This window comes from Fluctibacter corallii, assembly GCF_025751585.1.
In the GTDB taxonomy this organism is placed as follows: Bacteria; Pseudomonadota; Gammaproteobacteria; order Enterobacterales; family Alteromonadaceae; genus Fluctibacter_A; species Fluctibacter_A corallii.
Map to the genome: position 1 here is coordinate 335,282 of NZ_JAOWKX010000004.1, position 14,550 is coordinate 349,831.

14 protein-coding genes are annotated in these 14,550 nt (G+C 43.7%); 13 read left to right on the plus strand and 1 reads right to left on the minus strand.

Annotated elements, in window-relative coordinates:
* Nucleotides 1-161 precede the first annotated feature (161 nt).
* A complete protein-coding gene (locus tag OE749_RS09790; RefSeq protein ID WP_263712266.1) occupies nt 162-1,223 on the minus strand; it encodes a DUF4382 domain-containing protein in 1,062 nt (353 codons plus the stop codon).
* A 385-nt stretch (nt 1,224-1,608) separates the two neighbouring features.
* On the opposite strand from OE749_RS09790, the gene rpsB reads away from it, so the two are divergent.
* The 13 genes from rpsB to lpxA all read left to right on the plus strand — a co-directional run bounded on the left by rpsB (nt 1,609) and on the right by lpxA (nt 14,547).
* Complete coding sequence (gene rpsB, locus OE749_RS09795; protein WP_263712267.1) at nt 1,609-2,337, plus strand: 30S ribosomal protein S2; 729 nt, start codon at nt 1,609-1,611, stop codon at nt 2,335-2,337.
* Between the two features lie 142 nt (nt 2,338-2,479).
* Complete coding sequence (gene tsf, locus OE749_RS09800) at nt 2,480-3,352, plus strand: translation elongation factor Ts (protein WP_263712269.1); 873 nt, start codon at nt 2,480-2,482, stop codon at nt 3,350-3,352.
* A 204-nt stretch (nt 3,353-3,556) separates the two neighbouring features.
* Nucleotides 3,557-4,297, plus strand: a complete 741-nt coding sequence (pyrH, locus tag OE749_RS09805) for a UMP kinase (RefSeq protein WP_263712270.1) — start codon at nt 3,557-3,559, stop codon at nt 4,295-4,297.
* A gap of 61 nt (nt 4,298-4,358) precedes the next feature.
* Nucleotides 4,359-4,916 (plus strand): ribosome recycling factor, encoded by a 558-nt coding sequence (frr, locus tag OE749_RS09810; RefSeq protein ID WP_263712271.1) that lies wholly within the window; start codon nt 4,359-4,361, stop codon nt 4,914-4,916.
* Nucleotides 4,917-4,942: 26 nt separating this feature from the next.
* Entirely contained in the window at nt 4,943-5,680 is a 738-nt protein-coding gene (uppS, locus tag OE749_RS09815; RefSeq protein ID WP_263712272.1) for a polyprenyl diphosphate synthase, read from the plus strand.
* 52 nt (nt 5,681-5,732) lie between these two features.
* Nucleotides 5,733-6,596 (plus strand): phosphatidate cytidylyltransferase, encoded by an 864-nt coding sequence (locus OE749_RS09820; protein WP_263712273.1) that lies wholly within the window; start codon nt 5,733-5,735, stop codon nt 6,594-6,596.
* Entirely contained in the window at nt 6,596-7,780 is a 1,185-nt protein-coding gene (gene ispC / locus OE749_RS09825; protein ID WP_263712274.1) for a 1-deoxy-D-xylulose-5-phosphate reductoisomerase, read from the plus strand. The genes OE749_RS09820 and ispC overlap by 1 nt, the downstream gene beginning before the upstream one ends.
* On the plus strand, nt 7,777-9,135 hold the full coding sequence (gene rseP / locus OE749_RS09830; RefSeq protein WP_263712275.1) for a sigma E protease regulator RseP: 1,359 nt from the start codon (nt 7,777-7,779) through the stop codon (nt 9,133-9,135). Before ispC ends, rseP begins: the two co-directional genes overlap by 4 nt.
* A gap of 59 nt (nt 9,136-9,194) precedes the next feature.
* Nucleotides 9,195-11,678 (plus strand): outer membrane protein assembly factor BamA, encoded by a 2,484-nt coding sequence (gene bamA, locus OE749_RS09835; protein WP_263712276.1) that lies wholly within the window; start codon nt 9,195-9,197, stop codon nt 11,676-11,678.
* 46 nt (nt 11,679-11,724) lie between these two features.
* Complete coding sequence (locus OE749_RS09840; RefSeq protein WP_263712277.1) at nt 11,725-12,240, plus strand: OmpH family outer membrane protein; 516 nt, start codon at nt 11,725-11,727, stop codon at nt 12,238-12,240.
* A gap of 13 nt (nt 12,241-12,253) precedes the next feature.
* Nucleotides 12,254-13,285, plus strand: a complete 1,032-nt coding sequence (gene lpxD / locus OE749_RS09845; protein ID WP_263712278.1) for a UDP-3-O-(3-hydroxymyristoyl)glucosamine N-acyltransferase — start codon at nt 12,254-12,256, stop codon at nt 13,283-13,285.
* 41 nt (nt 13,286-13,326) lie between these two features.
* Nucleotides 13,327-13,773: a 3-hydroxyacyl-ACP dehydratase FabZ gene (gene fabZ / locus OE749_RS09850; protein WP_263712279.1), complete on the plus strand. Its 447-nt coding sequence runs from the start codon at nt 13,327-13,329 to the stop codon at nt 13,771-13,773.
* 3 nt (nt 13,774-13,776) lie between these two features.
* On the plus strand, nt 13,777-14,547 hold the full coding sequence (lpxA, locus tag OE749_RS09855) for an acyl-ACP--UDP-N-acetylglucosamine O-acyltransferase (RefSeq protein ID WP_263712280.1): 771 nt from the start codon (nt 13,777-13,779) through the stop codon (nt 14,545-14,547).
* Nucleotides 14,548-14,550: the final 3 nt, after the last annotated feature.

The following is a 14,550-nucleotide window of genomic DNA, read 5'->3' on the forward strand; positions in this document are numbered from 1 at the left end:
ATAGTAGCGCTTTCCTTGCACAGTGTATAGGGATGTCACAAGAGAAGCGCACATAACGCCTACCCAAGGCACTGAAAGGCTATCGATGCACTTAACGATATTATCGATAACCTATGCCTTTTGTTATGGTGATTGTCGGAAAAGTAGAAATCAGTACGATGTTATTCCACAAATTCAACCACTGTGGTGCTTCCTGCTGTGACAGATAGTGTTTGTTGCTGATTTTCTGGGTTCGGAATTTGGATGGCGTCATATTCAACGGGATCGTCATTGATTGCGGAACATGAGAAGGCAATAAGATAATTGCCTGCAGCCACATCGCCAAAGTCAAACTCATACACATCACCAGACTCACTCAAGGATATTTGAATTGATGCCATTGGTGCTAGTGCATTTTCAGGCGTGCCTGCTGATGCCTCGTTTGCATCGAATTCATCTGTGAGAGTCACGTTGGCTACTTCTCCTTCTGCTGGAAGAGAATATAAGTAGACTGATTTACCATGATCGGTATTCGGTGCGAATACCGTTTCACAGCCAAGCGAATTATTGAGAATGTTGGGGTCTACTGTACCTATCACTTTCCCTGATGATGAAGTTGAAACAATCGATATTCCCTGAGGTTTTAAATTAAAAGATTGGCCATTGGCAGTACTGACCAAAGAGGAGCGCAAATTAAATTCAAGAACATAGGTTTCTTGAGCGCCCTCAGAGACCGTAATGCCTCCCAGTTGGAGTTTATTACTGGGGGTTTTGAGCGGCTTTATTCCACTGGTATCCTCGACATAACAAAAAGTGGAATCGCCATTTTGATTTTGTGGGCACGCGTATGTGTTAATAATGAGGTTTTTATACACGCCAGGTGTGACGCTCATATTTTGCAGCAGTAATTTTTGCTCACTTCCCTGATAGTCAAGTAAGTTAATGGTATCGTAGCTGGGGTCACCGTTGTCGTCAGTGATGGCTAACTCAACACTCTCAGCGTTTTCGTCTTCAGGTACCAGGGTGATGGATGAAAAGGAAACAACAACCGCACTGGCTTCATCTACTGGGGCATCAGAAACAGCGAAAGAAAGGCGAGCATCTGTGGGACTGGGTGCCGGACTAGGACTAGGACTGGGGCTTGGCGCCGAATTACTGCTGGATGAGCCGCCGCATCCACTGAGCACAGATAGCATAGCTAAGCAAATTGCTGTGCGTAAACAAGGCATTGTTTTAACAGACATAGTGTAGACCTTATTCTATTTTCTAAATTGAATCCACGTTGCCATTGTTGCCGCAACAGGTGTCAAATTAAGCTTAGTGAAATTTGAGAAAACGTCCATAACCTCAGAATACGGCGTGTATGGTTCATATACCCTATTTGTTTTCTGAAAGGTCTCTCAAAACTTGATGAAAATCTCGTGATATGATATAAAGCGCCCGCAAAAATAGGTTAGGTGATGGGTTTGTCTTTATTGGCAACCTTCACAAATTTATTTTTACATTACGATTTATTTAAACAACACACATACATCGACACGTTTTTCGGGGTGTTCGTGAGCATGTACGTCATGTAAGCGGATCGAAAAATGGGATGTATGGAGGCTTAACCCCAATTGAGGAAATATTATGCCTAACGTATCAATGCGTGACATGCTACAAGCTGGTGTTCACTTCGGTCACCAAACTCGTTACTGGAATCCAAAAATGAAGCCTTTCATTTTCGGTGCTCGTAACAAAGTTCACATCATCAACCTAGAGAAAACAGTTCCTTTGTTCAACGAAGCGCTTAACTACCTATCAGGTGTTGCGTCTAAAAAAGGTAAAATCCTTTTCGTTGGAACTAAGCGTGCTGCAGGTGAAGCAGTAAAAGAAGCTGCACAAAAGTGTGACCAATACTACGTGAACAAGCGTTGGTTGGGTGGTATGTTGACTAACTGGAAAACAGTGCGTCAATCAATCAAGCGTCTTAAAGATCTTGAGCAACAGTCTCAAGACGGCACGTTTGAAAAGCTAACCAAAAAAGAAGCTCTTATGCTTCAGCGCGAAATGGACAAGCTAGAAAGCAGCCTTGGCGGTATCAAAGACATGGGCGGATTGCCTGATGTATTGTTCGTAATCGATGCAGATCACGAACACATCGCAATCAAAGAAGCTCGTAACCTAGGAATTCCTGTGGTTTCTGTTGTTGATACAAACTCTGACCCAGACGGTGTTGATTTCATCATCCCTGGTAACGATGACGCGATTCGTGCGGTTCAACTATACTTGAACGCTGCTGCAGACGCTGTAAATGCAGGTCGTGAGCAGAACCTAGAAGTTCAAGCTGAAGACGATTTCGTAGAAGCGGCTGAGTAATCAGTACGACGAAACGTCATATTGATGTCATGGACAGGCTCAATACTTTGAGCCTGATTCCATATCGAATTTGTATCAGGGGCAGGTCTGCCCCTGTTTTCAATCAAAGTTTTAAAGACTTAAAATTGCTGAGGAAACAAAAATGGCAGTGACAGCGGCCCTAGTAAAAGAGTTACGTGAACGTACTGGCGCAGGTATGTTGGATTGTAAAAAAGCACTTGTTGAAACTAACGGTGACATTGAGCTTGCAATCGAAAACATGCGTAAGTCTGGTCAGGCAAAAGCAGCTAAGAAAGCTGGTCGTATTGCAGCTGAAGGCGTAATCTTAACGAAAGTTGAAGGTGGCGTAGCAACAATGATCGAACTTAACTGTGAAACTGACTTCGTTGCGCGTGACGAAGGTTTCCTAGCGTTCGGCCAAAAGCTTATCAATGTAGCTCACGCTAACAAGCTAAACGATATCGAAGCGCTGAACGACGCTGAAATCGAAGGCGGTAAAGTAACAGAAGTACGTGAAGCACTGGTTGCTAAAATCGGTGAAAACATTTCTCCACGTCGTGTTGTAACGGTTGAAGGTGACAACCTTGGCGCATACGTACACGGTGGCCGTATCGGTGTAATCTCGATTCTTAACGGTGGTGAAGAAGAGCTCGCTAAAGACGTAGCAATGCACGTTGCTGCAGCAAGCCCTCAATATGTTAAGCCTGAAGATGTACCTGCTGACGTAGTAGAAAAAGAAAAAGGCATCCAAGTTGAAATCGCAATTCAGTCAGGTAAGCCTGCTGAAATCGCAGAGAAAATGGTTGCTGGCCGTATGAAGAAATTCACTGGCGAAATCAGCTTGACGGGTCAACCTTTCGTTAAAGATCCATCGACAAGCGTAGGCGATCTTCTTAAGTCTAAAGGTGCTGACGTAATCAACTTCGTACGTTTCGAAGTGGGTGAAGGTATCGAGAAGAAAGAAGAAGATTTTGCAGCAGAAGTTGCAGCGCAAATGGAAGCAGCGAAGAAATAATTATGTCGATGACTTTTGCATAAAGTTATTGTCATATAAACTACGGGCACCCCAGCAAATCGCTGTACGGTGCCCGTATTGTATATATGGATAACCCGTGGGTTTTTTGTACGTTAGTGTTGGCGTACAGTGAGAATTAACGGGTTATACTTATTAAATTTCAATCCACACTGTCAGTTAACCATTTATAGGATGCATCGATTCATGAGTATCACGCCAAAATCAGCTTATCGTCGAATTTTACTTAAACTAAGTGGTGAAGCCCTGATGGGGGAAGAAGGCTTTGGTATTGACCCAAAAGTCTTAGACCGTATGGCACAGGAAATTAAAGAGCTTGTTGAATTAGGTGTGCAAGTCGGTGTCGTAATTGGTGGCGGCAACCTGTTTCGTGGTGAAGGCCTTGCACAAGCTGGAATGAATCGTGTGGTTGGCGATCATATGGGTATGTTGGCAACGGTGATGAACGGATTAGCAATGCGTGATGCACTGCATCGCGTGTTTGTTAACGCGCGCTTGATGTCTGCGATTCCGTTAAATGGTGTATGTGACGATTATAACTGGGCTGAAGCAATCAGCTTGCTTAAATCAGGCCGTGTCGTTATTTTTGCTGCGGGCACTGGCAATCCGTTTTTTACTACCGATTCAGCAGCGTGTTTACGCGGCATCGAAATCGAAGCTGACGCCGTATTAAAAGGCACCAAAGTTGATGGTGTGTATAGTGACGATCCAGTTAAAAACCCTGATGCTAAGCTCATGACATCTTTGTCATATCAAGAAGTATTAGAAAAAGAACTGAAAGTGATGGATTTAGCTGCATTTACGTTGGCTCGTGACCACAGTTTGCCTATTCGTGTGTTCAACATGAACAAACCCGGCGCACTAAAGCGTGTTGTGATGGGGGAACAAGAAGGCACTTTGATTGATCATCAAGAGCAATTAAGCTAAGCCAGTTTTACCAATTATTGTTATTGAAAAGAAAGATAAGATTTAAGATAGGAAAGTTATTGTGATTAATGAAATCCATGCTGATGCAAAAGATAGAATGGAAAAGAGTGTCGTTGCGCTTAAAGGTCAAATGAGCAAAATTCGCACGGGCCGTGCACACCCAAGTTTGCTTGATGGTATCCAAGTGAGCTACTACGGTGCAGACACTCCGCTTCGTCAGTTAGGTAACGTGATTGCAGAAGACTCACGTACATTAGCGATTACCGTGTTTGACAAAAGCACGACGCAAGCTGTTGAAAAAGCGATTATGCAATCAGATCTTGGCTTGAATCCGATGAGTGCGGGCACAACGATTCGTATTCCTATGCCGCCTCTTACAGAAGAGCGTCGTAAAGACTTAATCAAGGTTGTTCGTGCAGAAGCAGAGCAAGGACGTGTTGCAATTCGTAATATTCGCCGTGATGCCAACAGCGATATCAAAGAGCTTCTGAAAGAAAAAGAAATCAGTGAAGATGAGAGCCGTAAAGCAGAAGAAAACATTCAGAAGCTAACGGATGATTTCATCAAGAATGTAGACGCTTTGTTGCAAGACAAAGAAAAAGAGCTCATGGAAATTTAATCTAACAAGAGATTATGTGAATTCCCATGGGTAATACGCAAAGTAGCAGTATGCCGAAGCACGTTGCCATCATTATGGATGGCAACGGACGCTGGGCAAAGAAGAAAGGAAAGATTCGTACATTTGGTCACAAGGCCGGTGTTGATTCTGTTCGGGCGGCGGTCAGATTCGCCAGAAAAAATGGAATAAAGTCTCTCACCCTTTTCGCATTTAGCAGCGAAAACTGGAAACGTCCCGTAGAAGAAGTCAGTGTGCTGATGGACCTGTTTAAGTTGGTATTAAACAGTGAAGTGAAGCGCTTGATTAAAAACGGCGTAAGGTTACGAGTTATTGGTGACACATCTAAGTTTGATGCCAAGTTAATCGAAAAAATCAGAAAAGCAGAAGAAACCACTCACGAAAATGCGGAGCTAACACTTAATATAGCAGCGAACTATGGCGGTCGATGGGATATCGTTAACGCCAGCAAACAACTTGCTGAGCAGGTTCAATGCGGACAGCTAAAGCCTGAAGATATTGATGAAACCATGTTAGAACAGCACACTTCTCTGCATGGTCTTGAAGAGTTAGACTTGCTCATTCGTACTGGCGGTGAACATCGTATCAGTAACTTTTTACTTTGGCAGTGTGCTTACGCAGAATTTTATTTTACTGATACACTTTGGCCTGATTTTGATGAGTCAGCATTTCAAGCTGCTGTAGATGATTTTGCAGATAGACAGCGTCGATTTGGCATGACTGGCGAACAAGTAAGTGAGAATTAATCGTGCCTCAAAAGCAGGTAAACCGACAAAGCATAACTAAAAGGGTTGCTGCATGCTAAAGCAACGAGTCATTACGGCATTAATTTTGGCGCCATTAGCGCTCTTTGCCATTTTATTTTTGCCATTATTTGGCTTCGAAATTTTAATTGCTGCGGTGGTGGCATTGGGCGCTTGGGAGTGGGCGAATATGTCTGGCTACACGTCCAAGCTTGCAAAATCAATCTATACAGGGTTGATTGTAGGTATATGCGCGGCGCTAACCTTTACGGTCCCCATTGAAACTATCTGGCACCATGGTCAACTTTCTGGTTTATATCGTCTAATACTAGGAATCGCCGCCGCGTGGTGGGGGCTATCTCTATTGATGATCATCGCGTACCCCAAGTACTCAGTATTTTGGCGAAATAGCCGTGTTATTCGGGCTGTTTTTGGGATATTGACTCTGATTCCAACATGGGTAGCAGTTGTTAGCTTGCGCACCAGTTTGTACGACGTTGACCCATATTATGGCGCATCATTGATTTTCTATGTGTTAGGTATTGTTTGGGCAGCTGATATCGGCGCATTTTTTGTTGGCGTGAAATTCGGCCGACACAAATTGCGCCCTAATGTATCACCTGGAAAAACCCTAGAAGGGCTGTTAGGGGGCGTTGGCGCTTCATCTGCCATTATCGCATTTGCTGCGTTACATTATCAGGTTGATCCTACTCGCATATGGATGCATGTACTCATTGGTGGCCTTACGGTTGGTGTGTCAGCACTTGGTGATTTAAACGAAAGTATGTTCAAGCGCTGTGCAGGATTAAAAGACAGTGGAACATTATTGCCAGGGCATGGTGGCGTGTTAGATCGCATTGACAGCCTAACAGCAGCATTTCCTGTATTTGCCTTTTGCTATGTATTGTGGATGGCATAATGCAAGGAGTCACGGTTTTAGGCGCTACGGGCTCCATCGGTGAAAGTACCTTAGACGTCATCGGCAGACATCCTGACAAATATAATGTCGTCGCGTTAACTGCACATAAGCGTCTAGCGCGTTTAGTTGAGCTTGCTAAGGTGCATAAACCCGACTACATCGTTGCTGCTGATCAAGCTGACTATGTTGAGTTGGCAAACTTAGCCAAAGCGCATCACGTATCTGCTACAGTTTTGGCTGGTGAGTCTGCATTGTCTGACGTTGCGTCAATGGCTGAAGCTGACATTGTGATGGCTGCTATTGTCGGAGCAGCCGGATTACTCCCTACACTTGCTGCTGTTAAGCAGGGTAAAAAAGTATTACTCGCCAATAAAGAGTCACTGGTAATGTCGGGGCAGCTTTTCATTCAAGCGGTTAACGAGAATAATGCGACACTTTTACCGATTGATAGTGAACACAATGCCATTTTTCAGTGTTTACCTAGCGACTTTAAATACGGAGATTTAGCCAGTTCGGGCATAAGCAAAATATTGTTAACAGGATCAGGTGGCCCCTTTTTAAATACGCCCTTATCAGAATTCCCGAGACTTAAGCCTGAACAAGCATGTGCTCACCCAAATTGGGATATGGGGCGCAAAATATCGGTCGATTCTGCGACTATGATGAATAAGGGGCTGGAATTTATTGAAGCATGCTGGCTGTTCGGCCTACGGCCTGATGATGTAGAGGTGGTACTTCATCCTCAAAGCGTGATTCATTCTATGGTGCAATACAATGATGGCTCGGTACTTGCTCAAATGGGAAACCCAGATATGCGCACACCGATTGCCCATTGTTTGGCTTGGCCACAGCGCATCGAGTCAGGCGTGAAACCGTTAGATTTCTCGACACTGTCGGACTTTTCTTTTTTAATCCCCGACTTTGCGCGCTACCCTAACTTGAAGCTAGCCATCGATGCATGCAAGCAAGGGCAGTTCGCTACCACCTCATTGAATGCATCTAATGAAATCGCGGTTATGGCATTTCTAAACAATCAAATAGCATTTACAGATATTGGGCGTGTAAATGAAACTGTTTTGAGCCGCTTAACACCGATAGATATTTCATGTATAGACACCGTTTTACACGTTGATCGTCAAGCGAGAGAATTAGCGATGGTGTGCGTTAAGGAGTGTCGACAATGATAGATTTCCTATGGAGTCTTGGTTCGTTTATAGTTGCTTTAGGGCTGCTGGTTGCGGTGCATGAATGGGGGCACTTTTTCGTTGCGCGCAAGTGTGGTGTTAAAGTTGAGCGATTCTCGATTGGGTTTGGTAAAGCCTTATGGCGAACGAAAGATTCGCAAGGAACTGAGTATGTCATTGCAGCTATTCCACTTGGTGGCTATGTTAAAATGCTTGATGAAAGAGTGGATCAAGTCTCTGAGGCAGACTTGCCTCATGCCTTCAATCGCCAATCTGTTTATAAACGTATTGCCATTATAGCAGCAGGGCCCATCACCAATTTCTTATTTGCGATTCTAGCCTTGTTTATCATGTATCTGATCGGTCTTGATACTGTTAAGCCTGTAATAGGAAAAATAGAACCGAACAGTATCGCAGCTCAAGCAGGTCTAGAACCAAACTCGCAATTTAGCCGAATTGGAAACCGAGAAACGGTTGACTGGGAAGCGGTCAATTTTGAGTTAATTTCGGCGATCGGAGAAAAGTCGCTTCCCGTTGAGATTTTGCTTCCAAATGGTCAAAAGCAAGAAAAAGTACTGCTGTTAGATAACTGGAAGTTTGACCCAGACAAAGTGTCTGCATTGACCAGTTTAGGCATTTCGGCATACCGTCCAGAAGCCACTACAGAGTTGGCATTTATCGCTAAACACTCAGGTGCTGATGCGGCCGGATTGAAAGTCGGCGATAAAATTCTCGCTATTGATGGAACTCCCATGCAAAATTGGGAACAAATAGTGGGGTACATTGAGCAAAGACCCGATTCTGATGTCACTATCACAATAAGCCGTGATGGCGTCAACATTGAATTGCCAGCTACGGTCGGCAATCGCAAACACGCTGATGAATCTGATAAGCTGGTTGGTGTATTGGGTATCGTATCTAAAGCGAGACCTTGGCCAGAGTCTTATTTGTTTACACATCACTATGATCCTCTCGGAGCATTCGTGAAGGCGTCTGAAAAAACGTGGCGTCTTATGACATTGAGTGTCGAGATGATTGGTAAGTTGTTGACAGGAGATGTGTCGGTAAAGAATCTCAGTGGACCGATTTCTATAGCGCAAGGTGCAGGCACCAGTGCAGGCTATGGATTAGTGTATTTTTTGAGCTTTTTGGCGCTGATTAGTGTTAATTTGGGGATAATTAACCTTTTACCACTTCCAGTGCTTGATGGCGGACACTTACTCTATTATTTTATAGAGCTTTTAACTGGGAAGCCGGTACCTGAGCAAGTTCAGGATATAGGATTTAGGATAGGTGGCGTTTTGCTATTGCTACTTATGACAATAGCAATTGTTAATGACGTTGCCCGCTTGTAACCGTTGCAACTATCAAGCGCAGCACAAACCAAAAAAATGGTTAGGAAGAATTTTAATAAATGAAGTTGAAACAGTTAGTAGTAGCCGGGCTATTAGTGTCCAGTGCTAGCTTGGCCGAGGCCGCAGCCGCAACTGAAGAAGATGCGAAATTTATCGTAGAAGATATAAAAGTTGAAGGACTTCAGCGCGTTGCGCTGGGTGCTGCGCTTACCTATTTGCCCGTGCAGGTAGGTGACCAGATGAATAGCTTTCGTATTGCTCAGCTGATTCGTGCTTTATACTCGTCAAGCCACTTTGAAGATATCGAGATTTTACGCGACAACAACATTCTTGTCGTACGTGTGAAGGAACGTCCAACTATCAGTAACATCATCTTTGAAGGCAATGATGATATTAAAGATGAACAGCTGTCGGAGAGTCTTGAAGGTAACGATATTCGTGTGGGTGAACCGTTGGATAAAACGGTTCTGACCAGCATCGAAAATGGCCTAAAAGATTTCTTTTATAGTATCGGTAAATACAATGCTGATGTGACTGCCATTGTTACACCTCTCCCTCGCAATCGTGTTGATTTAAAACTGCTGTTTGAAGAGGGCGATGCTGCCAAGATTGAGCAAATAAACATCGTTGGTAACGAAGTGTATTCTGACGGTGAATTGTTCAATCAAATGGAACTGAAGTTTGATACGCCATGGTGGGACTTCATGTCTGAAACGCGATATCAAAAGCAAACGCTATCTGGTGATATGGAAACGCTGACCAGTTACTACATGGACCGAGGCTATTTACGCTTTTCTATTGATTCTACACAGGTTTCAATGACACCGGAAAAGAGCGGCATTTATATTACGATGAATGTCTCTGAAGGTGAGCAATATAAAATATCTGACGTTGAGCTTGTTGGAGATTTGCTGGGTAATGAAGAGTTTATTGAGAGTGCATTACCGCTGGTCGAAGGGCGCTTATATAGCCAGGCTGAGGTGACATACACCGAGGAGTTCATTAGTAAGTATCTGGGACGCTTTGGCTATGCTTATCCCACCGTGACAACGGTTCCAGATATTAATGATGAAGATAAAACCGTTAAGTTGACCTTGTCGGTTGACCCTGGAAAACGTATCAACGTGAGACGAGTATTCTTTGAAGGTAATACGATTACTTCTGATGAAGTACTTCGTCATAACGTCATCCAAATGGAAGGGACATGGTTATCAAACCCACTCCTTGAGTCGTCTAAGAATAGCATTTCTCGACTTACTTACATGGATAACGTTGATTACGAGGTTATTCGACTTCCTGGAGAAGAAGATAAAGTTGACGTTAAGTACTCGGTAACAGAGAAGCCTTCTGGTTCATTTACAGCGGGTGTTGGATATGGCGACAGAACCAAGTTAAGCCTTCAAGCCGGCATTTCGCAAGATAACTTCCTAGGCACAGGGAAACGAATGGCGTTTAATATCAATACCGTTTCGTTCCAGAAAAGTGTGTCTCTGTCTTATACAGATCCTTATTTTACGGTAGATGGAATCAGTTTGGGGGGCTCATTGTCGTACAGCGAATTTGACGCTGGAAACGCGAATTTGATTCAATATAACAGCAAGCAATATTCACTGGGCGCCAACGTTGGGTACCCTATTGATGAGTTTAATCGAATCACATTTGGTTTAACCTACTCAAATGTTGAGTTGGCTGCAGGACGCACATCTTATGATCAGACTACACGTTTTTATAACCAGTTTTTAGACCCTAACGATCCTGATGCGCCTATCGATTATCAAACGTATCTAGGCAGTGTAGCTTGGAGCCGCAGCACGTTGAATCGTGGTCTGTTTCCAACGGCTGGTTCATCCCAGTCAGCCTCTTTTAGTATTACGACACCTAATTCAGACGTTAATTATTTTAAAACCATATATGACGGAAAATTTTATTTTCCTCTGTCTGCGAGCCAGCGCTGGTCTTTCTTAGCCAGAGTTCGTTTGGGTTACGGTAATGGTTACAGTGATATTAATGGTATTGATCAAATACTGCCATTTACTCAAAACTTTACAGCAGGTGGCAGTGATACCCTTCGCGGATTCGAAAACAATACGGTAGGGCCACGTGGGGTATACCAGGAAACACAGTCTATTGTAGACCCAAATGGTAATTCTATTGGTCTTGGTAGTGAAGTGAGTGAACTGGTCGTTTCACCACGCTCACTTGGCGGCAACGCCATGGCCGTTGGGGGAATTGAACTTATCGTACCTACGCCATTTATTGAAGATGAGTATGATACGTCTGTGCGTAGCAGTTTCTTTGTTGATATCGGAAACGTATGGGACACAGAGTTTGACTATGACAAGTACAAAGATCTAAATATCAGAAATGGTAGCGATCCATTGGCTGATTACAGTGATTGGAAGCGATACCGTGCTTCAGCGGGTTTGTCTGTTCAATGGCTCTCACCTATGGGACCTATGGTATTTAGTTTCTCGCGAGCTCTATCAGAACGTGATGGTGATGACATGAAATTCTTCTCGTTCAATATTGGGCAAACATTCTAATTCGAGTAAATCAACGAAGATTGATATTTAATTTAAGGAGCATCTCTTGAAACAATTCGCAAAATCTCTACTAGCAACAGCTGCACTGAGTGGCATGCTATTTACTTCTGCGGCGATGGCGGAACAAAAAATTGGTGTTGTTAGCGTCGAGCAGGTATTTTCTCAAATGCCTCAGGCAGCTGGAATTCAACAAATGATTCAAGATGAATTCAAGGACCGTGTGGAAGAAGTCAATCGTCTTCAAAAAGACATTGAATACCAATTAAACAAACGCCAGCGTGAAGCTGCTACAATGAATGAGCAGCAAATAAAAGATCTAGAAGCAAAAATTATGGAAATGCGTAAAGAGTACGCAGAAAAAGCACAACCGCTTCAACAAGATATTCAAAAGCGTTCTAACGAAGAGCGCAACAAGTTGCTTGTACTTATTCGTCAATCTATTGATGCTATCGCATCAGAAGAGAAATTTGACATGGTGCTGCAAGGTCAGGCTGCGATTTATGCTAAGCCTGAGTTTGATTTGTCAACAAAAGTACTAGAGCGCGTTAGCAAAGTTAAATAATTACTGGGCCTGAATGAAATCCTATACTCTTCAGGAAATCGCAGATCATATCGGCGCTGAGTTACACCTTCACGAGGGCGATTCAGCGTCAACATCAATACATTCTATTGGTACGCTAGCAAATGCTGGCATTGGTCAGATTTCCTTTTTATCAAATAGCAAGTATCGTAGCCAGCTGGAAGACACGACGGCGCAGGCCGTTATTTTGCATCCAGACGACTTACCTCATTGTTCTTGTTCTGCGCTTATGACGGAAAACCCTTATCTTGGGTTTGCCTATGCGGCGCAGTTATTAGACACCACACCCGATGCAGCTAGCGAAATCGCTAGTAGTGCGGTTATTGGTGATAGCGTATCAATGGGGGACGGCGTTAAAATTGGTGCAAATGCTGTAATAGAGTCGGGCGTTACATTAGGCGATTATGTTCAAATTGGAGCCGGGTGTGTTATTGGTAAGAATGCCTCCATTAAAAAACATACTAAGCTTTGGGCCAATGTGACTGTTTATCATGATGTCCAAATCGGAGAGCATTGCTTAATTCAAGCAAATGCTGTGATTGGTAGTGACGGTTTTGGCTATGCGAACGACAAAGGTCGCTGGGTAAAAATACCTCAAGTAGGGACAGTGATTCTTGGCGATCGTGTAGAAATTGGTGCAAGCACGACGATAGATCGTGGCGCAATTGATAACACCGTAATCCATGACGGCGTGATCATTGATAATCAATGTCAAATCGCCCATAACGTTGAGTTAGGTGAGAATACCGCTATCGCAGGCTGTACCGTTGTTGCAGGCAGTACGAAAGTGGGTAAACACTGTACTATTGCGGGTATGTCTGCGATAACAGGTCATGTTGAAATTGCTGATAATGTGCACTTTACTGGCATGAGTATGGTAACAAAAGGCATTGATACACCGGGTTTATATTCTTCTGGTGTGCCTGCATCGCCCAATAAGGAATGGCGAAAATCCATGGTCGGGCTTAGAAATATCACCTCTCTGACCCAGCGTGTCAAAGAACTTGAGAAAAAAATAGAGAAATAAAAGGCTGTGAAAACAGCTTTTTTATTGAAGGAGAGCGAGCTTTGTCCGACACGTTAAACACAATTGAAATTCAAGAGATTTTAGAATTACTACCTCACAGATACCCGTTTTTGTTACTTGATCGTGTAACAGATTACGTGCTGGGTGAGTCAATTGTGGCTTATAAAAATATTACTATTAATGAACCCTGTTTCATGGGGCATTTTCCTGGAAAGCCTATTTTTCCGGGGGTGCTTATTTTAGAAGCTATGGCACAGGCTGCCGGCGTTTTAGGGTTTAAATCGGTTGGAAATACAGATGATCTATACTTGTACGCAGGCATAGATAATGCGCGATTTAAGCGACCTGTAGTACCTGGAGATCGTCTGCAATTTGACGTTCAACTAGTTAAAGAAAAGCGCGGAATTTGGAAGTTCAAAGGAATTGCCTCTGTCGATGGAATGGAAGCTTGCAGTGCCGAATTCATGTGTGCAATGAGGAAAATGTAATCCGTGATCCATCAAACTGCGATTATCCATCCCAGTGCAAAGTTGGCCGATAATGTTAAGATCGGCCCTTACAGCATTATTGGTGCCGATGTTGAAATCGGCGAAGGCACAGTTATCGAATCACACGTTGTGGTTAAAGGTATTACCAAGATTGGTAAAAATAATCATTTTTATCAGTTCTGCTCGGTCGGTGAAGATTGCCAAGATAAAAAGTATGCGGGCGAACCGACTCGCCTTGAAATTGGCGACAGGAATATTTTTCGTGAAGCCTGTACTGTCCATCGAGGTACAGTACAAGATGAGAGCTTGACAAAAATCGGTTCCGACAACTTGTTTATGGCCTATGCGCACATCGCGCATGATTGTATGGTGGGTGACCACAATATTCTGGCAAATAATGCCACTCTTGCTGGCCATGTGCATATTGGCGATCATGTCATTCTAGGTGGCCTGACGGCCGTGCATCAGTTTTGTAAAATCGGTTCTCACAGTTTTTGTGGCGGCGGCTCTGTCGTGTTGCGCGATATTCCACCTTATGTGATGGTCGGTGGGGTAAATAATACTCCCCATGGTATTAACTCCGAAGGGCTGCGCCGTCGAGGCTTCGAGAAAGATACTATTATGGCAATTCGACGTGCTTACAAAGTGCTTTATCGTAATGGTAATCGTGCTGAAGAAGCGGTCGAGAAAATGCGCGAAATGGTTGAAGCTACACCTGAGGTTGGGCTTTTAGCGGAATTCGTCGCCAGCTCTCAGCGAGGCATTGTTCGATAAACT